This window comes from Streptomyces canus (assembly GCF_030815415.1).
In the GTDB taxonomy this organism is placed as follows: Bacteria; Actinomycetota; Actinomycetes; order Streptomycetales; family Streptomycetaceae; genus Streptomyces; species Streptomyces canus_F.
In genome coordinates this window covers 1,080,198-1,100,423 of sequence record NZ_JAUSWW010000001.1, presented here as the reverse complement: position 1 = coordinate 1,100,423, position 20,226 = coordinate 1,080,198, and the positions used below count along the sequence as shown (strand labels likewise).

General features: G+C 69.8%; 14 protein-coding genes. 6 read left to right on the top strand and 8 right to left on the bottom strand.

The annotated features are described in order from the left end of the window. Positions 1 to 128: 128 nt before the first annotated feature. The 3 genes from QF037_RS05160 to ligA all read right to left on the bottom strand — a co-directional run bounded on the left by QF037_RS05160 (position 129) and on the right by ligA (position 3,362). The gene (locus QF037_RS05160; RefSeq protein ID WP_307022271.1) at positions 129 to 488 is read right to left on the bottom strand and encodes a hypothetical protein; all 360 of its coding nucleotides are present in this window, start codon (positions 486 to 488) and stop codon (positions 129 to 131) included. A gap of 102 nt (positions 489 to 590) precedes the next feature. After that, positions 591 to 1,064: a hypothetical protein gene (locus tag QF037_RS05155; RefSeq protein WP_307022268.1), complete on the bottom strand. Its 474-nt coding sequence runs from the start codon at positions 1,062 to 1,064 to the stop codon at positions 591 to 593. 210 nt (positions 1,065 to 1,274) lie between these two features. Next, positions 1,275 to 3,362, bottom strand: a complete 2,088-nt coding sequence (ligA, locus tag QF037_RS05150; protein ID WP_307022266.1) for an NAD-dependent DNA ligase LigA — start codon at positions 3,360 to 3,362, stop codon at positions 1,275 to 1,277. A 325-nt stretch (positions 3,363 to 3,687) separates the two neighbouring features. Between ligA and QF037_RS05145 the strand changes: the two genes are divergently transcribed. Next, positions 3,688 to 4,203 (top strand): DUF3592 domain-containing protein, encoded by a 516-nt coding sequence (locus tag QF037_RS05145; protein WP_307022264.1) that lies wholly within the window; start codon positions 3,688 to 3,690, stop codon positions 4,201 to 4,203. A gap of 920 nt (positions 4,204 to 5,123) precedes the next feature. Here QF037_RS05145 and QF037_RS05140 read toward each other — a convergent pair. Beyond that, positions 5,124 to 7,046 carry a rhamnogalacturonan lyase family protein gene (locus tag QF037_RS05140; RefSeq protein WP_307022261.1) on the bottom strand — a complete coding sequence of 641 codons (1,923 nt, stop codon included), beginning with the start codon at positions 7,044 to 7,046 and terminating at the stop codon, positions 5,124 to 5,126. Positions 7,047 to 7,481: 435 nt separating this feature from the next. Between QF037_RS05140 and QF037_RS05135 the strand changes: the two genes are divergently transcribed. The 4 genes from QF037_RS05135 (at position 7,482) to QF037_RS05120 (ending at position 13,138) form a co-directional block, all read left to right on the top strand. Next, positions 7,482 to 8,549, top strand: a complete 1,068-nt coding sequence (locus tag QF037_RS05135) for a hypothetical protein (protein WP_307022259.1) — start codon at positions 7,482 to 7,484, stop codon at positions 8,547 to 8,549. A 2-nt stretch (positions 8,550 to 8,551) separates the two neighbouring features. After that, a complete protein-coding gene (locus QF037_RS05130) occupies positions 8,552 to 9,661 on the top strand; it encodes a hypothetical protein (protein ID WP_307022257.1) in 1,110 nt (369 codons plus the stop codon). 111 nt (positions 9,662 to 9,772) lie between these two features. Continuing rightward, positions 9,773 to 11,488, top strand: a complete 1,716-nt coding sequence (locus tag QF037_RS05125; protein ID WP_307022255.1) for a serine/threonine-protein kinase — start codon at positions 9,773 to 9,775, stop codon at positions 11,486 to 11,488. A 513-nt stretch (positions 11,489 to 12,001) separates the two neighbouring features. Next, entirely contained in the window at positions 12,002 to 13,138 is a 1,137-nt protein-coding gene (locus QF037_RS05120; RefSeq protein WP_307022253.1) for an FAD-dependent oxidoreductase, read from the top strand. A 96-nt stretch (positions 13,139 to 13,234) separates the two neighbouring features. Here QF037_RS05120 and QF037_RS05115 read toward each other — a convergent pair whose 3' ends face one another. Together QF037_RS05115 and QF037_RS05110 are read right to left on the bottom strand one after the other, a co-directional pair. Continuing rightward, positions 13,235 to 14,773 carry a hypothetical protein gene (locus QF037_RS05115; protein WP_307022251.1) on the bottom strand — a complete coding sequence of 513 codons (1,539 nt, stop codon included), beginning with the start codon at positions 14,771 to 14,773 and terminating at the stop codon, positions 13,235 to 13,237. After that, a complete protein-coding gene (locus QF037_RS05110; RefSeq protein WP_307022250.1) occupies positions 14,773 to 15,951 on the bottom strand; it encodes an FAD-dependent monooxygenase in 1,179 nt (392 codons plus the stop codon). The genes QF037_RS05115 and QF037_RS05110 overlap by 1 nt, the downstream gene beginning before the upstream one ends. A 257-nt stretch (positions 15,952 to 16,208) precedes the next feature. On the opposite strand from QF037_RS05110, the gene QF037_RS05105 reads away from it, so the two are divergent. Next, positions 16,209 to 16,691, top strand: coding sequence for a class I SAM-dependent methyltransferase (locus tag QF037_RS05105; protein ID WP_307022248.1), 483 nt, complete (start codon positions 16,209 to 16,211; stop codon positions 16,689 to 16,691). Positions 16,692 to 16,785: 94 nt separating this feature from the next. Here QF037_RS05105 and QF037_RS05100 read toward each other — a convergent pair whose 3' ends face one another. Continuing rightward, positions 16,786 to 18,111 (bottom strand): MFS transporter, encoded by a 1,326-nt coding sequence (locus tag QF037_RS05100; RefSeq protein WP_373463666.1) that lies wholly within the window; start codon positions 18,109 to 18,111, stop codon positions 16,786 to 16,788. Positions 18,112 to 18,385: 274 nt separating this feature from the next. Continuing rightward, positions 18,386 to 20,191, bottom strand: a complete 1,806-nt coding sequence (locus QF037_RS05095; protein WP_307022244.1) for an RICIN domain-containing protein — start codon at positions 20,189 to 20,191, stop codon at positions 18,386 to 18,388. Between the last annotated feature and the right edge of the window lie 35 nt (positions 20,192 to 20,226).

Genomic DNA, 20,226 nt, shown 5'->3' with positions numbered 1-20,226 from the left:
CGAAGCGTGCCCCCATTTTACCAGCGGACGCCCAGCGGCCCGCTGGTCCGGGCCCCGGGCATCACGGCGGTCGCCTTCAGCCGCGATGGGGAACAAGTGTTCGTTTCATCTGTTCGCCCATGTGTCACTCAGTGGTGGCCTGTGTGCGGGTGCACGGGACGTGGCATCGGCTGACGCCAGTCGCCCAGCGCCGTGAGGAGGAACTGGCGGGCGAGAAGACGTATCTCGCCCCACGCAGGATCTGTCGCCGCATCTGTGCCCAGGGCGTCGGCCCAGAGGCCGGTGCGGCAGGTGGCATCGATCTTGCCGAGGCGACGGCCGACGGCCCGAAGATCCAGCAGCTCCTGGGGTTCGAAGACTCCGCGCTCTGCCAGCCCTTCGGAGACGCGGCAGAGGAGCTCCACCTCTTCGACGATGTCCTCCGTCTCCAGCTCACGTTCGCCCATCCAGGCAAGCTGATCCTGGGTGTCGGCTGCGAGGAGAGTCATCAAGCGCAGCGTCCAGGTACGTAGGTGCGCGTCACCGAGATCGTTCATACCGGCAGGATCGCACCCGGCTCCCGCCGGACCGCGTTCGAGGGCGAGGGCGCCTCACTGATCATCGAGGGATGCCTGTCGGGCCAGGAACTCCTCGAACGCCGCTTTCTGCTTCGGATCCATGAACCCTTGGCGGACATTACGGGCCTTCTCCTGGAGCCAGTGCGCCTCGTCGGGGTCCAGGAGCTCGGCGACCACCACGCCTTTACGGGCAACCGCCGTGCGCCCGCCCACGCGACGACGAAAGAGAGTGAACGCGCCGAACTCCGCCGGGTGGGCCAGTTCCGGCTCCTCCGCCACAACCTGGTCCACTTCCCCAGTGCCACTCGTCGGGTACGCCGTGGGGGCCCAGTGCTCCCAGAGCGCCAACGTGGCCGCGGGCACCAGCACCGCGCGTTCCGCCTTTTCCCGCCCCTCCCACATGAACGTGACAGTGATGGGCTCATCGACCGCCTCGGCCAACCCGAGCACCCGCTCCACCTCATCGTTGATCGGGTAACCCACCACTACGTCGATCTCAATGCCCATGGTTCCCGAGGCTACTTGGTGCCTCTGACACGCCGGTATGACGGCACCTGGTGCAGGCCCGGCCCCGGCAGAACGCCCTGTATCTCGCAGCTTCCCTTGCCGCTCACCAGAGGCGCTTTGGACGTGAGGAGGGACGTGGCTGGTGGTGTTGCCGACAGTGGGCGGCGCCGCGGCTGGAGGGGGGAGGTCGGCCGCGGCTCCAGGTGTCGGTCAGTTGAGGAAGTCGGCGATGAGCGTGGCGAATTCGTCCGGGGTGGCCAGGCGGATGCCGAGGTCTTCGGCTTTGGCTCGCTTGGAGCCGGCGCCGTCTCCGGCGACGACCAGGGTGGTCTTCTTGGAGACGCTGGAGGAGGCACGGCCGCCGGCGCGTTCGATGAGTTCGTTCATCTCGTTGCGGGAGAGCTTCTCCAGTGCGCCGGTCATGGAGCCGGTGACCACGACGGCCATCCCTGCCAGCGGCAGTTCCGCTCCTTGCGCTTCACCGTCGGTGTCCGCGGTGTTGTCGTCCGCCGGGACGGGCGGGGTGGCGCCCGGTTCGGTCATGTTCACCCCGGCCGCGGCGAGTTTGTCGATGAGCGGGGCGAGTTCGGCGAGTTCGGCGACGATGGAGGGGGCCTTCTCGGTGCCGATGCCGTCGACCCGCTGCATCGCTTCGGCGTCGGCGGCCCGGATGTTGTCCATGGTGGCGAAGTAGCGGGCGATACGGCGGGACATGGACCGGCCGGTGCCGCGTACTCCGAGCGCGCAGAGCACACGCGACAGCGGCTGGTTCTTGGCCGTGGCCAGCGCGGCAAGGAGGTTGTCGGTGCTGGTGTCGCCCATCCGTTCCAGGGCCAGGAGTTGGTCTCGGGTGAGGGTGAACAGGTCGGCGAGGTCGGCGACCAGGCCGGCGTCGACGAGCTGGACGACGCGGGTGTGGCCGAGGCCTTCGATGTCGAGTTGGTCGCGGCCGGCGGCGTAGGACAGGGATGCGACCAGGTGGCAGTTGCGGCCGTTCTCGCAGCGCCAGCGCTGTTCGCTGGTGTCGATGGCGGAGCCGCAGCGCGGGCACACTTCGGGGAAGACGATCGGCTGTTCGTCGCCGGTGCGCAGGTGGGCGACGGGGGCTTCGATGCGGGGGATGACGTCGCCGGCGCGGTAGACCATGACGTGGTCGCCCAGGCGCAGGTCGCGGCGGGTGATGTCGGCGGGGTTGTGCAGGGTGGCGTAGGTGATGGTCGAGCCGTCGATCTCCACCGGTTGCAGGACCGCGCGGGGCGCGATGATGCCGGTGCGGCCCACGTTCCACTCGACTTCGAGCAGCCGGGTGACCTTCTCCACGGCGGGGAGCTTGTAGGCGATCGCCCAGCGCGGGGCGCGTGTCCCGGATCCGGCGGTCTGCTGGTCGATGGCCAGGTCGGCCTTGATGACGACCCCGTCGATCCCGAAGGGCAGCTCCGCACGCAGTGCCGCGATCTCCTGCACCCGCGCCAGGACCTCCTCGACGGTGTCGGCGGTGCTGCCGGGCACGGCGGTCGTCGCAGTGGTGTTCACGCCGAGCCCGCCGGCCTGTGCCATCAGGCCGCTGTGGGCGCTCTCGCCGAGTTGTTCCGCCAATGCCGGTGGGGTGTCGGGCAGGGGGAGCAGGCCGTAACCGAAGAAGGTCATCGGCACGGTGTAGGCACGCTCCTTGGCGCGCAGAGTGCCCGCCGCGGCATTGCGCGGATTGGCGAACGGCTGCCCGCCGTGCGCGGTGCGCACCTCGTTGGCGTGCTCGAACTGCGCCGTGGTCATGAGGACCTCGCCGCGCACCTCCACGGTGACCGGCTCGGACAGCTCCTCCGGGAGCCCCTCGATGGTGCCGATCGCGTGCGAGACGTCCTCCCCGGCGGTGCCGTCCCCGCGCGTGATCAGCTGTCTCAGACGGCCGTGGGTATAGCGTGCGGCGATCGCCAGCCCGTCGAGCTTCGGCTCGACACTGAAGCAGGTGACGTCGTGGCCGATGCGCCGGGCCAGCGAGGCGGTCCAGGTGGTGAACTCCTCCGGCGAGAACACGTTGTCCAGACTCAGCATCGCCACCGTGTGCGGAACATCCCCCTCCACGGCCCCGCCGGCCACCTTGCCCGTCGGAGAGTCGGACAGCACCTCATCGGGATGCTCGGCCTCCCACGCCGCGATACCGCGCACCAACCGGTCGTAGGTGTCGTCGTCCAGGGCTGAGGTGCCGCCCTCGTAGTAGGCGGCCGCGGCCTTCACCGCATCCTCGACCGCCTGCGCGTAGGCGGCGGCATCCACGATCTGTGCAACGGGTGTCGTCATGCCCATCATCCTGCCTGCCACCACTGACAATGCCCTCGCGACCCGGCTCCGGGCAGAAGATCAGGGTCGGTGTGCGAGCGGGGTGGCGGTCACGCCGGCCGGGATCACGCCGCGCTGAACGATCCCGGAGGCGATGCGGCGTCCCGGCCAAAGTCGCTCAGCCGACCTTCGTTGCCGACAGCAGGCAGCCAGGCCGTGTCCGATGTGCCGAATCAGTACCTGACGCCACCTCGGCAGAATTTCTACTCTGTTTCCCAACACGGCTACGAGGTGCACTCCACGTGCGAGACGTGGCGCACCGCCTCGACGCCAACTGGAAGGGGCGGTGACAGTCCTGAACGGTATATCGAACGCGGGTGCCTCCAATGCGTACCAGCAGAACGGCGGCTTGGGGCCTCGCGCGTCCCTACTGGCGTCGCTGGTGCTCGCGCTGCTGCTGGCTGCGCTGTCGGCGCTGGTGATGCTTCCGGCGGCCCAGCATCTACGCTCTCTCCGAGACGGCGAGCAGGCTCGTGCGACGTTGCATACGAGCGGCTCGTGCATGGCGGGCCAATGCCGGGTCAAGTTCGAGGCCGATGGACGGACTGTGGTGGCGGATCTTCCGGTAGGCAGCGGCGGCGGCAAGAGCTCTGTCGGCAGCACACTGACCGTCCGGTACCTGGCGGACGATCCACAAGTCGTCGGCCGTGAAGATGATGTCGGGGGTGGCGGGGCAGCCGTACTGGCGGTGATGTCGGGCGGAGGCGCATTGCTCTTCCTGATGATCTGTGGCGTCGCGGCTATACGCGTGGTGCGGCAGTGTCGCGCGGGTTCGAGCCTTGGAGGGGGATCAGCCGGGTAGCACGCCAGTCCAGCGGCAGCCCCTTCCTCAGAGCACTGACAGGCGTCGCAGTCTTGTTGCTGCTGCACTCCAGCGGACGGTTCAAGCTCATAGGTCCGTCCAAGATCACGTGACGGCCGCAGCGGCCAACCTCGCCTGCCAGTTCAGCGGCACAGCAGACCTCAGCAACCGCCCCGCCTGTAGTTCGGGACGCAGAGGCTGTGTGCCAGATTCGTGCACGGCGACCAGGCCAGCCCTTGAAGGTGCGTCGGCCTGCCCCGCAGCCGCCGGCGGTAGACCGTGCCGTTGACAACGATCCGTCATGATCCCTTGCGGACCAGCGCCGTGGTTTCCCCTTCAAAAGCGGAGAGGCTACCGAGCATGGCCCCACCGTCCGTCTCATTGAGGCCGTTCAGGGCCGTTCAGGCGCGACCCAAGACCGTGCCGGCGCTGACAGCCGACCGTCCATAAACGCAGGGAGAACGTCCCTGTTCGTGCCTCCAAAGTTCACCACCACGGCTGGAAAACGTGTTGGTGTCACAACCCGGCCGAGCCGAGGGGGCCGGTGTGGATGCTGAACAACTGCGAGACCTCATTGAGGCCCCGCTCAACTCCAGCGCAGACATCGGGGAACGGGACGATGCCGCCATGGACCTGTAGGCAGGGTTGAGTGTCCAACCGCGTGACAGCGCCCACGCACACCGGCCGACAAGCGCGGCGGCAGGCAGCCATCAGCGCGGGTGAGGCGCGCACTGGCCCTACGCAGCACCCCACCCCAAGTTACTTCGAGAGCGGTGGTCGAACCACCAGCCTCCGCGAACCGGATCAGGCGGCATCAGCAGGCCGATCCGGTCCCGTGCCGCATCGCCGCACCAGCGATGCCTCACCGGGCAGCCCAGCCGTCTCCGATCAACCGGCCGCCCCTTCAAGGAGACCAGTTTCTAGCCGCCCGAGCCGTTCGCGCTGCCCCGTGCTTCCGCCGCGCCCGCGGCAGCGCTACCCGCATAGGCGATATTCGGCCGAGGCGCCGCGGACATGCCGGCTCCGAGGAAGTAGTCGACGTGGTGGGACTGCATGTAGCCCTTGAAGGTCATGGCGTTGCGGTAGGCGGGGTTGTGGGCCGGTGTGTAGAGGCGGGTGGTGGTCGGTTGGTTCGTGGTGAAGATGATCAGTTCGTTGTAGGAGGCGTTGGTGTAGACGGCCTCCTCGCGCCAGTCGCCGAGGATGTCACCGACGAGGGTGGGGCCGCCCTGGGCGGCTGTGACGGCGCCGTAGTTCCAGGTGCTGACCAGGCGCGGGAGGCTGCCGGTCGACGCCGGGTTGAGCGGGTTCCATTTTTCGATCTTGCCGTCGTTGAGGAGCTCCGTGGTGAGGTCGCCGTCCCACCACAGTCCCAGTTGCGGCCACGGCCGTAGGGAGGTGTTCGGTTCGGTGAGCTGGTTGGAGGGGGCGTTGTACAGGCCCGAGAAGGACCAGACCTCCATGCCGGGAAAGCGTGAGTCGACGTCGGCGGCCATGCCGCGCCCGACGTCGGCGGGGCCGCCGTTGTGCTTCCAGATGATGGAGCCGGTCGAGGCGTCGTAGTAGTACTCGAGGAGGCCGCTGGGGTTGTCCTGCTGGACGCCGTAGCCCTCGAGGCCCGGGCGGCCGGGGTCCATGTCGGCGATGTGGAAGCGGTCTCCGTGGACGATGCCCTGGGGGCCCATGGAGTAGCGCAGGGTGCCGTCGCCGTTGAGGACGAACCCGATCTCGGCGACCTCGTCGGTCCCGTCGCCGTTGACGTCGAGGGCGCGGCTGTTGTGTCCGTCGGGTGTGTTCTGGCTGCCGCGCAGCCACGTCCATTCCTGCCTGAGCGCACTGCCGGTGAATTTCCAGGCGGCCATCATCAGGTTGAACGCGCCGTCGTCGCGCCGGTTCTTCATGTAGGCGACCAGACTCGGCGTGGTGCCGTTGAGGTACGCCACGCCCAGACGCGCCCCCATCGGGCCGTCGCTCAGGTAAGTGGTGGGTACCGCGGACCAGTTGCGCAGTGCTCCGGTCCGGCCGTCGAGGATGGCCATGAACTGCCGCGCGTCGTCCGCGTGCGTCCAGGTCGCTCCGTCGCCGAACCTGACACCGTCGGCGATCTTGAGGGCGACCTCCGCTCGGCCGTCGCTGTCGAAGTCGTAGACCGTGACGCCGTCCCAGTGGCCTACGTCGATCGCGGACGACCCCGGTTCGATGTTGTCCTGGTTCTGGCTGTTCGGCCCCATGTCGACGTCCCAGAGGAAGTCGCCGGCACTGCTGTACGCCTCGAGCTTCTGGGGCGAGGTCTGCCGGTCCACCAGGTAGTCGTACTCGCCGTCGCCGTCGAGGTCGCCGACCCAGACGAACTTCACCGGACCACCGGAGCGCAGCGGCACACGGACCACGGGTTCCGTCGCATGATTGGCCGTCAAAGTGAAGGCTGCGCTGGGCGCCTGTTCCTGACCACCCACGACCGCGGCCACGCGATAGCTGTTGGACCGCGTCAAGTCGGCCGTGGAATCCGTGTAGTTGGTCCCACCCGTCAGGACGGCGGTGTTGACCTTGGCGTACGCGCCGCCACCGGTGGACCGGTACACATTGAAGCCGATGCCCTGCGGGTCCAGGCCCAGCAGCCGCCAGGAGACCAGGACTTGGCTGCTGCCGGAGCGCACCGCCACGACCCCGCGTCCGAGGTTCTCCATCACGCGCGCGGCCTGGATCGTCACATCCCCGGCCGCGGCCGGGTCGGGCGAGGCGACGCTTCCCGGGGCGGCGGCCAGTGTGGCGCAGACGGCCAGGACCGCTGAGACGGTGACGGGGAGCCGGTGGGCGGCTCGCCACCGATGCGTTAAGTGCACGACGGTCTCCTTGGGTTGCTCGCGGTTGTGTTCGTGGTGCGGTCCATCGGACCTGACTCGGCCGCGCTCGTGACCGCCTCGTCGGCGTGACCTTCGCGTCGATCGATCGCCAACGGGCCGTCCGGAGTTGAAGCGTTTACACGGTGGCGATGGAAGCATCGTGATGCGTACGCGTCAAGGAAAAACGCATGACTCCATCTATGGAGTTCAGGTCGGTCGTCATCTCCCGACCGTCCGCGCGACCTTGGAGTGAAAACGCTTGCAACTCGGCACGGCGCGCAGGAAGGAGGACCCCGCCCGACGAAACCCTGCTCGTGACTCCAGAAGCCCCGCGACACGGACGTCCTCCAGAGGGAACCGTGATGGCCGAATGCCGTCTGTTCCCGGTGCGTGAACGCCAATACCGTGTGCGACCGTCGCGTACTGGGGGGTCTCGTGAACGGTCTCCGCACAGTCATCGTCTGCCTTGTGATCGCGTGCGCCACGGTCGTGTCACCGGCCACGGCCGCGCCGCCCGCCGCTGCTGCGAAACCGAGCTGGTCGGCGCTGCCGGTGCCGGCGGCGGCCCCGCCGGTGACCGTGTCCGATCTCGCCGCCCGCGGGGCGGGCGAGGCATGGGCCACCGGGTACGAGCACGCCGCCGACGGACTGCGGCCGATGCTGTACCGCTGGGACGGCACGGCATGGAACCGGGACACCACCTTCCCCGGCGCCGACGAGCTGGGCTGGCTCGGCAAGGTGCAGTTCGTCGGCGACGAGGTGTGGATCTTCCACAACCGCGCGGGGGCGGGGGAGATCCTGCGCCGGTCGACGTCAGGATGGAGTGCCGTACCGCTGCCGCAGACCCTGTGGACCTACCAGGACTTCACCGCCGTACCGGGTGCCGCGTGGGTCGTCGGTGAAGACGACACCGGGCTGAAGGTGTTGCACTACGACGGCTCCCGTTGGACCACGCAGTCCACCCCGGACGGCGTGATCTACCTGATGGGCGTCACCGCGCGTACGGCCACCGACGCCTGGGCCTGGGCGAACACCAACACCGGGACCACCGTGCTGCGTTGGGACGGCACGGTGTGGCGGGACGCCGAGGTGCCGCTGCCGCCGAACAGCAACGTGCACACGATCCTGCTCGAACCGTCCGGCCGGGCCACGATCGGCGGCAGCCAGTACATCGACGGCGTGCCCCGCACCTACCTGATGACCTTCAACGGGCGTTCCTGGCGGACCACTTACCCCTCGCTGGGCGACACGTACACCGAGGGCATGACGCGCGGCCCGGACGGCGCCCTGTGGCTGCCGGTGCGCAGCGACCGTGCGTTCCAGTCGAAGTACGCACGGGTGGACGGCACCCGCACCACCTTCTCCTACGGTCCGGAGCGCACGAACGCGATCGACGTCAAACCGCGTGAACTGACGAGGGTCGGGTCCTCACTGCTGTCCTTCGGGACCGTCGAGATCTACGGCTCCAAACCGAACCTGATGAGCGAGCGGCTGGGAGGCTGACCATGGCACGCAGACTTCTCGTCGCGGCCCTCGCCGTCGCCCTGACCATCATCACCTTCATGACCACGGCCGCGGCGGGCACCCAGTCCTGGCAACACGTTCCCGTCCCGGCACAGGTACACCCACAGACCGGACTCAACGAGGCCGTGGCACTCGGGCCGGACCAGGCCTGGGTGGTCGGTGCCGACGCCGTCGGCCGCGAGGCGCCGGGCTTCCCGCTGGTGCTGCGCTGGGACGGAACAACCTGGCAGCGCCAGAACCTGCCCGGGATCGGCTGGCAGGGAGAACTGCTGTCCGTCGCCGCGACCTCACCCACCACCGTCTGGGCGGTCGGCCGCGACTCGGCCGGCGGCGCGCACCTGCTGCGCTACGACGGTACTGCCTGGCGCGAGACCCGGTCGCCGCGCGGGGTCCTGCTGACCCGAGTCGTCTCCGGTGGCGGCGAGACCTGGCTGATCGGCTCACGGGACGGCGCCCAGGTACTGCTGCGCTGGGACGGCCGCGGTTGGCTGGACGTGCCGGCGCCCTCGGGGGCCGTGTACGGCCTGCACATCCTGGCGGCCGACAACGTCTGGGCCGCGGGCGAGACCGTCTCGGGTGCGGCGGTGTCGCACTGGGACGGGCAGACGTGGGAACAGACCGTCGTGGACGGGTTCCCGCGCTCGGCCGTGGGCAGCGTGCTGGCGGTCTCGCCCACGGAGGTGTGGGCGGGCGGCACGGCCGGGTTCGTCGGAGGTCCGGTGGGCCGGCCGATCCCGCCGCTGCTCGTCCGCTTCGACGGACACGAGTGGAGCCACGTGACCGTGCCCACCGACTTCGGCGGCATCACGTCACTGGCGCCCACCACGTCCGGCGAGCTGGGCTGGGTCGCGGTGGCCCGCTCGCAGAAGTGGGGCCCGCCGGGCAGCACGCCACCGTGGGTCCCCGGACCGGACTTCCTCGCCTGGAACGGACAGTCGTTCACCGAGTACAGCGAACCGGCGGTGGCCGGGGAGGGAGACTCCAGGACGCTACGGCTGGCACCGGTGCCGGGCACGTCGACGGTGTGGTCGGTCGGCCGCGCCGACGGTCCCGAGGGCGCCTTCGCCCCGCGCATCCTGCGGTTCGGCTGAGAGGCCAACGGGGCCCGTCCGGAGGCCGTTGGGCACGCTGATCGCACAGCACCGGACCGGCGCCTCGGGGGCCGTCGAACGATGTCGGTGGCTCCAACTAAGCTCCCGCCCATGAACGAGGCAGACGGAGGTCCCGGCAGACGAGTTGTCGACGGGCGCTTCGAGTTGGAGGGCCGCCTCGGCGGCGGCGGGATGGGAATGGTCTGGCGGGCCAGAGACCTGGTCCTGCACAGACTGGTGGCGATCAAGGAGGTCCGCCCGCCGGACCGCGACCTCGCCGAGTACGACCCCGAGGCCGCACGCATGCTGCGTGAGCGCGTGCTGCGCGAAGCCAGGGCCCTGGCCCGCATCGACCATCCCAACGTCGTCACCATCCACCACATCGTCGACGGCGGCGAGGGCACCTACCCGTGGATCGTGATGGAGCTGGTCAGCGGCGGCTCGCTCGCCGACCGGCTGGCCCAGGGGCCGATGCCCCCGGCCGAGGCGGCACGGATCGGCCGCGGGGTACTGGCCGCACTGACCGCCGCGCACGACGCCGGAATCCAGCACCGGGACGTCAAGCCCGCCAATGTGCTGCTACGGCCGGACGGGCGCCCCGTCCTCACCGACTTCGGCATCGCCGCGATCCGTGAGACGACCAGCCTCACCGCCACCGGCTCCATGATCGGCACCCCCGACTTCATGGCGCCGGAACGCATCTCGGGCCACGAGGGCGGACCCGCGTCCGACCTGTGGTCCCTGGCGATGATGCTCTACAACGCGGTGGAGGGCCACCACCCGCTGCGCCGGGGCAGCACCCTGGCCACCCTCGCCGCAGTCCTCCACGAGGACGTGCCGCCACCGGTACGCGCCGGCCTCCTCGGTGACGTCCTGATGAGCGTGCTGGTACGGGACCCCGCAGCGCGCGCATCCGCCGCCGTCCTGGACCGCAGACTCGCCGTGATCGAGTCGGAGCCGACGATCGACCCGACGCCCCCGCGCGACCAACCCACCTCCTACCCGCTGCCCGCACCGTCCGCGCCCACGGGGCCTTGGTACCCCGGCGCACCTGCCAGTCCCGCCGCATTCGGCCATCCACCGGTCAACCCGATCCCAGGGCCGACACCACCGACGGCACCTCAATCGGTGACCGCCCCCACCCGAGCGCCACGGCGACGCACCCCGGGCCGCCCCTTGCTGCTGAGCCTGTCGGGAACCTCGCTCATCGGCGCCGTAGCCCTGCTGTGGTGGCTGCTGCCCCTGGACGGCGGCTCCGCCGACCTGAACACGGGAGGCCCGTCGGCGTCCACGTCGTCCTCGACACCCACGTCCGTCTCGACGCCTACATCGGGCTCACCCTCCGCCGGCTCGGATTCGCAGGAGACCGCGACGGGGAGCATGCTCACCCCCGCCAACATCCGCATCGCCATCAAGGCGTTGGAGAAGGAGAGCGGCCGGAAGAGGTTCGGCAGCTTCTCCGTCTACGACGACTACGTGCTGGCCCAGGTGATGGTCAACGGCAGTGACACCGCATACGAGTCGTACGACTACCGTCCGGGCACGGGCGCGAAGAAGGGCATCATCGACGGCACACTGATCAGCGGCTACAAGCCTTTCGCCGCCGAAGACTTCAACTGGGACAGGGTCCCCGCTCTCTTGGCAGAGGCGGAGAAGAAGCTGAACGTCAAGAATCCCGAGACCCGCTATGTGCTGGTCCGCCAGCCCAACGCCTTCAACCCTTCGTTCGGGCTGTCCGTCTACCTCTCGGACAAGTACAGCCGTACTGGATACCTGCAGACCGATACCAGGGGCAAAGTGACGGACGTGAACCCGGCAGAGAACTGACCGCTTCGCGCGGTCGCCCGTGTCTGCCGGCCGTCGCGCATCCGCTATGCTTGATCTTGAGCTGGTCGCCAGAACTGCTGGTCTCCGGTCGCGCGTTGGTGGTCCAAGGAAAGACGCCCCGCTTCCTGCGGGGAGATGCAGGTGCAAGGCCTGCCCGGCGCTCAGAAGCAGAGCCTGTCCCGTCGTACATGCGGGACAGGCTCTGTGTGTTTTCGGCCTTCTGGGCCACCTTGCGTCACGCCGCTTTCCCGTGACGCCGCACATCTCGTGCCCGGCTGTGGCACTGTGGAGATGCTGGCCCGTCGCTCTCCCCCGTAGCGGCGGGCCAGACCTGTGTGCGGCTGTCGGACCGGCCGGTGCCCCTGTGGCTTCTTGTCGGGCGGCCGAGCCGTGGTGTCGGTCGGTTGTCGGGGGCTGTTGGTGCGATGTCGGTGGCTTGTCGGCACGCGTTGGGATCTTTCGGGAGGAGGCCGGCCGGAGACCACCGGGCGGCCCGATCCCCAAGGAGCCACCATGCGCACACCCGTCACGATCATCGGCGCCGGACTCGGGGGACTCACGCTGGCCCGTGTCCTGCATGTTCACGGCATCCCGGTCTCGGTCTACGAGGCGGAGTCCTCCCCGTCGGCGCGTATGCAGGGCGGGATGCTCGACATCCACGACTACAACGGGCAGCTCGCCCTGGAGGCGGCCGGTCTGATGGACGAGTTCCGGGCCATCATCCTGGAGGGCCGCCAGGCGATGCGCGTGCTCGACCGGGACGGGACCGTCCTGTTCGAGGAGGGCGACGACGGCACCGGCGGACGCCCCGAGGTCCAGCGCAGCGAACTGCGGCAGATCCTGCTCGACTCACTCCCGGCCGGCATCGTCCGGTGGGGGCACAAGGCGAGCGGCACCCGTGCCCTCGGCGAGGGACGCTACGAGGTGTCGTTCGCCGACGGCACCACCGTCGTCACCAGTCTGCTGGTCGGCGCGGACGGTGCGTGGTCGCGGGTGAGGCCGCTGCTCTCCAGTGCCACACCCGAGTACGTCGGGACATCGTTCGTCGAGACCTATCTGTTCGACGCCGACACCCGCCACCCCGCCTGCGCGAAAGCGGTCGGTGGTGGTTCGATGATGGCGCCTTCGCCGGGCAAGGAGATCTTCGGCCACCGGGAAAGCGGCGACACTCTGCACACCTATGTGGCGCTGAGCAGGCCGCAGGAGTGGTTCGCCGGCATCGACTTCACCGATGCCGCCGCGGCCGCCGCACGGATCGCCCAGGAGTTCGATGGCTGGGCGCCCGAACTGACCGCGCTGATCACCGACGGCGACACCGCACCGGTCCTGCGGCCCCACTGCACCCTGCCGGCCGAACACCGGTGGGAGCGGGTGCCGGGGGTGACCCTCCTCGGTGACGCCGCCCACCTCGCGGCCCCGAACGGCGAAGGAGCCAACCTGGCCATGCTCGACGGCGCCGAACTCGGCAAGGCCCTCGCCACGCACCCCGACGACATCGAGGCCGCGCTCAGCGAGTACGAACTGGCCATGTTCGTACGCAGCGCCGAGGTGGCCATGTTCGAAGGAGCCGAAGTCCACCACATCGACTCCGAGAACAACACGGCCCAGGGCCTGATCGCCGCGTTCACTCAGCACAAGCAGACCTCGTGAGCCGCCTGCCGAGGTCGCCACGGTGACTGTCCTCTTGCCCAAGTGCCGTCCCGCTGCGTGACGTGTGCCGCTCCGGTTTCTCTCCGGGGCTGCCCGTCAGTCGCCTGGCGGGGTCGGCGTCTTGGCGCAGAGGTAGGGGCGCGCGAGCAGTAGGCCGGTGCTGGTCAGGGCGATGCCGATGTAGACCGGTACGAGGTGGGTGAAGTCGGTGTAGTGGATCACTCCGTGGACCACGACGGCGGGCAGGAAGCCGGCGGTCGCCGCCGCGGCCAGGGTCCAGAACACCCAGGCCTCACCGCGCCGCCAGCCCCACGCGCTGAGCAGGAGGATCGCCACGGCCGCGGACATCAGGGCGCCGCCGAACCCCGCGCGGTCGTGGGCGATGAACGGCACGAGCCGCGGATTGACTGCTTCCAGCGTCTGCGCGCTGGTGCCCAGGAAGGTCAGGTCGGTGGGCACGAAGACGCCGGTCAGGCCGACCACGGAGATCACGGCTCCGCCGACGAACAGCCCGGCTCCCGTGACGATCAGGAGCAGCTGGCCGGTCAGCGCCCGTCGGCGCTCCGGCTCCGGTCCCTCGGGGGCCGGGCGCCAGCGGGGTGCGTGCGGGGTCGGGCGGATCCCGGCCACGAACATCGGGAACAGGACGAGGGCGGTGGCCGTGTGCAGGGGTTCCACGAAGCCGGTGGCCAGGAAGTAGAACAGAGTGGGGAAGCCGATGGCGCCCGAGAGCAGGTACACCTCGCGGGCCCAGGGCCAGCCGCGTCTGATGCCGCCCACGGCGAGGCCGGTGTAGAGGGCGCCGATCGCCACCATCGTGCCGGCCATGGTGATCCGGTCGTGCTGGAGGAAGTGCACGAGGTGGTGGTTGGCGGCATGCAGGTCGTGCAACGTCATGCCGAGGTAGTCGCGGTCGTACCAGAGCAGCACCGGCCCGAGGGTGATCGCCGCGGCCCCGAGTCCGGCGCCCGTCATCCCGAGCCCGACGAGCAGCGCCCACCACCAGGCGGGCCAGCGGCGGGGATCGAGGCCGACATCCCGTAGCCGTGGGGCGGGCGCGGTCGGTGTGGCCGCCTCGGTGACCCGGGCGAACCAGCCGGGCCCGGACTCGACGAGCACCCCGGGCCGGGCGAGCACGACGGTGCCCGGTTCCTCGAGCGCGGCGGCCGCGGCGGTGACCGACGGGTCGGACACGTGGACCAGGTGGGGGTCGTCGTCGCGGGTGAACCCGTCGACATGGGGCTTGAGGGCGGCCTCGACCTCGGGGTCGGCGGCGCGGACGACCAGCGGGATCGTGCGCCCGGCAGCGGCTTTGCGTACCGTCTCCACGTCGGCCGCCGAGACGGGCCCCACCTCGACGACACCGGCCCCGAGCGGGGGCATGGCGTGTACCGCTTGGCGGGCGACGGAGGGCAGGACGGAGAGGCCGAGTCGGACGGTCACGGGGACGCCGACGACGTCGCCCGCGAGGTGCCGCGGCGGATGGCGGTGGCCGAACCCGCGGGCGATGAGTCGCGCGCCGGCGGGGCGGGAGCCGATCCCGGCGAGCAGTCCCAGTGCGGTGCGCTGGGAACGGCGTCGGCCGAGGACGGCGGCGGCCGCCTGGCGCAGCGGGTGATAGGTCCAGTCCGGCATCAGTGGGTCTCGCTCTGTGTCGCGGTCGGGCCATCGGGTGCGGTCCAGCCGAGCACCGGCGTCATGGAACGCAGCGTCGCTCGCGTCGGTGTCAGCCGGGCGGCGGTGTCGCGCAGCAACACCGCAGGCGGCCACGACAGTTGGCCCAGCACACCGAGCCGGGCGGAGCGGCGGGTGATGGCCTGCGTACGCGGGCGGCGCAGCAGATCGTACGAGCGGAGCGCGGCGGTGACGTCCGGGGTGCTGTCGAGGCAGTGGGCGAGGGTGACCGCGTCCTCCAGTGCCTGGCAGGCGCCCTGGCCCAGATTGGGGGTCATCGCATGGGCCGCGTCGCCCAGCAGCGCGGTGCGGCCGTGGACGAAGGAGGGCAGGGGCGGCAGGTCGTACAGGTCGTGGCGGAGCACCGCGTCCGCGGGGACGGCGGCCAGCAGGGCGGGGACGGGATCCGGCCAGGAGCCGAACCGGCGCAGCAACTCGGCGTACTCGGAGGAGGCGGAGGCCGCTCCGGCCGGGAGCGACGCGGTCGCGAAGCAGTACATCCGCCCGCCCGGCAGCGCGGTGTAGCCGAACCTCTCCCCGCGGCCCCAGGTCGCCGCGCCCTCGGCGGGCGGCTGGGGGAGGGGCTCGGTGACCATGCGCCAGGCGGTGTAACCGGCGTACCTGGGTCCGGCCGTGTCGGGCCACAGGGCGCGCCGGACCACACTGCGCAGCCCGTCGGCGCCGATGACGAGGTCGGGCCGGGACTGACCCCCACCGTGAGCTACGACCGGGCGGTGGCCGTCGTCATGGACCGCGGACACCTCGCTGCCCGGCCGCAGACTGTCGGCGGGCAGCGCCTGGGTGAGCGCCCGCAGCAGGTCGGCGCGGTGCAGGACCGTCAGGGGGTGGCCGAAGCGGCGTGCCAGTTCCGCGTTGTCCGTGCGGGAGAGCCACCGGCCCCGGCGGTCGCGTACGCCGCCCGCGGCCTCTACGGCGCCCAGTGCCCGGACGGCGTCGGCCAGGCCGAGGGCCTCGAGTGCGCGCAGCGCGTTCGGCCACAGGGAGATGCCGGCGCCGATCTCGGCGAACTCCGGAGCCCGTTCCAGCACCTCGACATGCCAGCCCCGGCGATGCAGGGCGATGGCTGCCGCGAGCCCGCCGATGCCGCCGCCGACGATGGTCGCAGCGCGCTGCGGCATGGTTCCTCGCTCTGTACTTGAGGGGCACTGCCCCCGCTCTGTTGTCCGTCCACCCGGTGCCCGAGCGGTATGCGACGCGACGCAGATCCGACTGAGCAGCGCCTCATAGCAACATGTCGACAGACACCTGTCAACGTGCTTCCCGTGCCCTTGATGCGGAGCCGGGAGCTGGCTCGTCGCAGAGCTCTACGGACCGCTGAAGTCCTTCTCCCAGGACGGACCCTGAGCCCTATGCGGCCTTCGTTCAGCGGGCCGGCATGCCGGCACTGGAGCTGGGGTGCGGCGACGGTGACCCTCTGCTCGAACTGCGCCGCCGCGGTCTGGAAGTCGACGGCGTCGACTCTTCCGCGGACATGCTTGACCGCCTGCGTCGCCGGGCCGACGAGGAAGGCATCCGTACGACCGTGTTCCACCAGCGGATGGAGGCTTTTCAACTGCCCCGCCGCTACCGAGCGATCTTCCTCGCCGGACCGACCTTCACCCTGCTCCCCGACGACGATGTGGCACTGGCCGCCTTGCGCGGCATCCGCGCTCACCTGGCGGAGGGTGGCACCGTCCTGGTTCCTCTGTTCACCCCCGCACCGACACCGGCCGAACAGATCGGCCGCGTCCGCACGGTTGCGACGAGACAGCTCGGACACAGACGACGCTTCTGCGCTACGAACGCCACCATCGTTCGGACAGCAGTGTCGTGGAACGCCCGTGGATCTTGCACTGGTACACCACGACGGCCGGCCTGACGGTGACCGCGGTCACCGATCCCGATGGCAAGCCTGCCCCGGCCGGTGACACCGGCCTGCTGCACTTCTGGCTCCAAGCCGGCTGACCAGGCCATCACCCCGAGTCGCCCTTCGCACGGTCGGCCGTCAGCGGCGCGTTCTGCGGGGCCGGGAGCGTCCGTCCGAGGCGTACGAGCGGGGACAGAGCCATCACCGCCGGGGACAGCAGCATGCCTGTGGCCGTCGCCAGGAGACTGGTACGCAGCCCCCAAGCCTCCGCGAGGAATCCGCCGAGCAGCGAACCGAGCGGGGAGAATCCCATGCCGACGAACGTGATCGTCGCGGCGGCGCGGCCTTGCATCCCGTCCGGTGTGACCGTCTGCCGGACGGCCATGACCGCCACATTCACCAACTGGCTGCCGACCCCGAACGCGAAGTTGACCGCGAGGAGCGCGGGAACGGTCACCGTAGGGGAGCCGTGGAGCGCGGGTACACACAAGAACACGCCGTCGCCGAGTGCCGCCGCGGCCACGAGTACCGGGCCGTACCCGAACCGGTTCGGCAGACGGGCGGCCAGGACGGAGCCCAGAAGCGCACCCGGCCCGGTCGCCGCGAGGGCCAGCCCGACGGCGGCGCCGGACAGGTGCAACTCCCGCGGCAGGAAGAGCAGATAGACGGTCATCACGGCCGCGAACGAGAACTGGAAGGCGGCCGAGGCCAGGCACACGGTCCGCAGTGCGCTGTCATTGACGACAAAACGTAGACCTTCGTGGATCCGCCGCCAGACCCGCGAGGGACGTTCCCGGTCCTCCGGGGCCGATTCGACTCGACGGATTCGCCGGATGGACAGGAACGACAGCGTGAAGAACAGCGCGCTGGAGACGGCGGCGATCGGCGCCGACAGCAGGGACACCAACGCACCACCCAGGGCGGGACCGCCGATCTGCGCCGCGGACCGGCTGCCCTCAAGGGAGCTGTTTCCGCACACCAGTTGATCGCGTCGCACCAGCCGTACGAGACACGCCTGGTACGCCACGTCGAAGAACACGGACAGGGCCCCGACGGCGAAAGCGATCACGAACAGCGCGGGCAGGCCGAGCCAGCCGAAGAGGCCGGCCACGGCGGCGGCACCCAGGGCAAGGGTCCGGCCCACGTCCGTCAGCACCATCACCGTGCGAGTGCGCCACCGGTCCACCCAGGCGCCGACGAACAGCGAGAGCAACAGGATCGGCGCCTGCCCCATGGCACGCAGGGCGCCCAGCTCGGTCGCACCGGCATGCAGGGTCAGGACGGCGAAGAGCGGAAGGACCACCAGGCCTGCTTGTTCCCCGAGTTGGGAGGCGGTCTGCCCCACCCAGAGTCTGCGGAAGTCGCTGTCCCGCCACAGGCTGGACGGCACGGGTCGACCGGAATCGGATACAGCGGAGGAGGCGGACGGCACGGGGATCCCTCGGGTTGCCGACAACGAGGCCTGCCACCGGGCACCCGGCAGGTGCGCCGACGGTCCAGGCAGGAGAAGGCTCGCTGTGCCGCAACATCAAGGGCAGCACGCGATGACGGGCCGGTCACGGCCTACGACGTCAACGCGCGCTCGGAAGACCGACCATCTCTCAACTCCTCGTGGGCGACTCGCTGCACCCAGACGCTAGCTGTCGCCGGCCCGGTGCGAAAGGCGGTTTTCACCTGCCTCTCGCGCCGGGCCGGCGGTGGCCTGCCTACTGGACGAGCTCCCAGTCCTGCGAGCCGTCCGTGGTCGCGTTCTGCAAGGTCAGAGGTGCTCCGTCGGAGGCGCCGGTCAGGTAGAGGCTCGTGTCCTTGACCGACTGCAGTTTGTAGAACCCGTCGCTGGTCTTGATCAGGTTCCAGCTGCCGGTGGCGCTGTTGTCGACCCATTGGCCGATCCGTTGGCCGGCTGTCGCGTTGCCCGTCCAGATGGCCGCCGCGCGGCCGCCCGACTTGTTGAGCAGGGTCGTGCCGCCGTTCGGTTCGGTCACCACGTGCCAGTACTGGGTGTCCGGGTTCGCCGCGGCGCCGGGGTCCTCCAGGACGACGTCGGGGACGTCGGCGTTGCCGAGGTTCGCGTCGTTGGTGTTGTTCCCGGTACCGATCACCTGGTCGGTCTTGCGGTTGACCAACTGGTAGTACGCGCCGGCTGATCGGCCGAGGTCGACCTCGGCGTAGGCGATCGTCGAGGGGCCCTGGTTGTTGAGGATCGCGATGCGGCCGGTGCCGTCGACGTACTGGAGGTTGCGGCTGTAAGCGGCCGGTGAGGTCGTCTGGTACTCCTTCCACGTGCCGTCGCTGCGTCCGCTCTCGTTGACCCAGACGTTGCCGCTGGCGGCCGCGTTGTAGACCAGGCGCCCGCCGGGCAGCCTGATGATCACCGGACTGCCGTTTCCGGCGAGCGGACGGGAGCTGGAGTGGACCGGCAGGGAGGCGACGTCCGTGCCGGTGGCCGAACCGCGGTAGAACTGCAACGGGTTGTCGGCGACCACGTACCTGGTGTTGGCTCCGCCGCCCCAGTACTCGAAGGGGAGCATCCACTTGCCGTCCGTGGTGCGCACGACGTTCGCCATGCCCGGCCGCCCGCCGCCGATCTCCGTCTTGCCGCCTCCCATGTTCTGGGTCAGTCCGGCGACGTCGACGACGGGTGCGCTCCACTGCGCACTATGTCCGTCCCAGGTCTTGTGGGCGAGGATCTGGCCCAGGGAGTCCGTGGCGGTGTCGTTGGCGGGGTCCAGCGTCGGGACGCCGGTGCTCGCGTTGAAGCCGGTGTAGTCGTTCTCGTCGGAGTAGTAGCAGACGAGTTGGCCCTTGTAGACCATCAGGTACGGCTCCCACAGGGGATCCACCTGCTTGTTCGTGTTCGCGGCGGCGATGTTCTTCCCGGTCGCGCCCGCGCTGCCGCCCTGCCAGCCGCCGGTCGCGACGATGTTGAGGACCTTCCACGTCGCACCCTCATCGGTGCTGGAGTACAGGGCTATCGCCAGGTCCTTGCGGTCTCCGTCGTTGGACGGCGTCCAGTTCGGGTCGGCCGCCTTGTGCTCCTTGTAGTAGTAGTCGTCACCGGAGACGACGCTCGCGAGAAGCAGCGTGCCCTGCTTCAGGTTGCCGACGTCCTGCGGCAGCGTGTAGAGGTACGGGTTCGTCCAATTGCTCGTGTACTTCGCGTACTTGGGGTCGCTGGAGAGGTACGCGGGAGCCTTGACCTCCGACAGCGGCTGCCACGACGTGCCGTGGTCGTCGCTCTTGTACACGGGGAGGGTCTGTCTGTCGGCGCTGCCCGTCGCCGACACGACCGTGGACTTCTCGAACGACGCGACCAGACGCCCGCTCGGCAGCTGCGCCGACTTCGGGTAGACCGCGCAGTTGCCCCGCCCCTTCAGACACGGTTCGCTGCCGAGCTGGTAGAGGATCCCGCCCGTCGGGTTGTACGCCTGCGCACTGGAGGCGGGTATCGCCAGCATCGCTGATGCCGCGACGAAGGTTCCCAGCGCTTTTCCTGCTCTTCTTGTGTGCATTGCCCCTCCTGGGGGATGGCCACGGTGGTGCCGGT

Coding starts and splice junctions, on each gene's coding strand:
- QF037_RS05160 (WP_307022271.1), bottom strand. CDS start 488: ATGACTCTCCTCGCAGCCGACACCCAGGATCAGCTTGCCTGGATGGGC.
- QF037_RS05155 (WP_307022268.1), bottom strand. CDS start 1,064: ATGGGCATTGAGATCGACGTAGTGGTGGGTTACCCGATCAACGATGAG.
- ligA (WP_307022266.1), bottom strand. CDS start 3,362: ATGACGACACCCGTTGCACAGATCGTGGATGCCGCCGCCTACGCGCAG.
- QF037_RS05130 (WP_307022257.1), top strand. CDS start 8,552: ATGGCACGCAGACTTCTCGTCGCGGCCCTCGCCGTCGCCCTGACCATC.
- QF037_RS05125 (WP_307022255.1), top strand. CDS start 9,773: ATGAACGAGGCAGACGGAGGTCCCGGCAGACGAGTTGTCGACGGGCGC.
- QF037_RS05120 (WP_307022253.1), top strand. CDS start 12,002: ATGCGCACACCCGTCACGATCATCGGCGCCGGACTCGGGGGACTCACG.
- QF037_RS05115 (WP_307022251.1), bottom strand. CDS start 14,773: ATGCCGGACTGGACCTATCACCCGCTGCGCCAGGCGGCCGCCGCCGTC.
- QF037_RS05110 (WP_307022250.1), bottom strand. CDS start 15,951: ATGCCGCAGCGCGCTGCGACCATCGTCGGCGGCGGCATCGGCGGGCTC.
- QF037_RS05105 (WP_307022248.1), top strand. CDS start 16,209: ATGCCGGCACTGGAGCTGGGGTGCGGCGACGGTGACCCTCTGCTCGAA.
- QF037_RS05095 (WP_307022244.1), bottom strand. CDS start 20,191: ATGCACACAAGAAGAGCAGGAAAAGCGCTGGGAACCTTCGTCGCGGCA.